The 836-nt window shown below is 37.8% G+C and carries 2 protein-coding genes; one reads left to right on the forward strand and one right to left on the reverse strand.

What is annotated here, in order from left to right:
* Positions 1-553, forward strand: a 553-nt coding sequence (locus tag ACRCJ0_RS16560; protein ID WP_431391255.1) for a YebC/PmpR family DNA-binding transcriptional regulator, incomplete at its 5' end; no start/stop codon positions are given.
* A gap of 124 nt (positions 554-677) precedes the next feature.
* On the opposite strand, the gene ACRCJ0_RS16565 is transcribed toward ACRCJ0_RS16560, so the two are convergent.
* Positions 678-836 carry a V-type ATP synthase subunit D gene (locus ACRCJ0_RS16565; RefSeq protein WP_431391256.1) on the reverse strand — a complete coding sequence of 53 codons (159 nt, stop codon included), beginning with the start codon at positions 834-836 and terminating at the stop codon, positions 678-680.

An 836-nucleotide genomic window follows, 5' to 3' on the forward strand; every position in this document is an offset into this window, starting at 1 on the left:
CATGCCTAACGACAATGTAAACCGTGCGATTGAAAAAGGTTCAAGTAACAACGCTGGTGAAGATTACGATGAAATCACTTACGAAGGTTATGGACCAGGCGGTATTGCCATTTTAGTTGAAACCTTAACTGATAATACCAACCGTACTTTAACCAATATACGTACTATCTTTAACAAAAATGGTGGTTCATTAGGTGAATCAGGTTCAGTTGCTTACATGTTTGACCGTCAAGGTTACATCGTGATTGAGCGTGAAGGTTTAGACCTTGACGAAGATGAAATGTTAATGAACGTAATCGAAGCTGGTGGGGAAGACATGACAACTTCAGATGAAGTATTTGAAATTTCTACAGAAGCTTCTGACTTCACTGATGTTCGTGACGCCTTAGAAGCGCAAGGATTCAAATTAGCACAAGCTGAAATCACAATGGTAGCTAAAACAATGTTAGAACTACCTGAAGATAAAGCCAGCCAACTTGAAAACTTGATCGACTTATTAGAAGACGACGATGATGTACAAAATGTACATTACAATACAGAATTAGTTGAATAAAGTTATTCAATACAAATAGTGTTGGTAGAAGTTCGAAGGAACTTCCACCAACACTTTTTATATAATCAAAAAGACGGCCTATGTATACTGGCGCGAAACCAATTTACATAGGTCGTCTTTACCTTTACTCTTTGCTATTTAAGATGCGTTTGACCACTTTAAGACGGGTAAATTCTTCACGTTCTTTCTCTTCAAGCGCAGAAGAAATAGATTTTTGCGCACCTTCCAATTGTGGAATGGTCACGTTTTGAAGAGCATTTACACGTTTTTGTGTTTTCTGCAG

It is taken from the genome of Aerococcus sp. L_32, assembly GCF_050689315.1.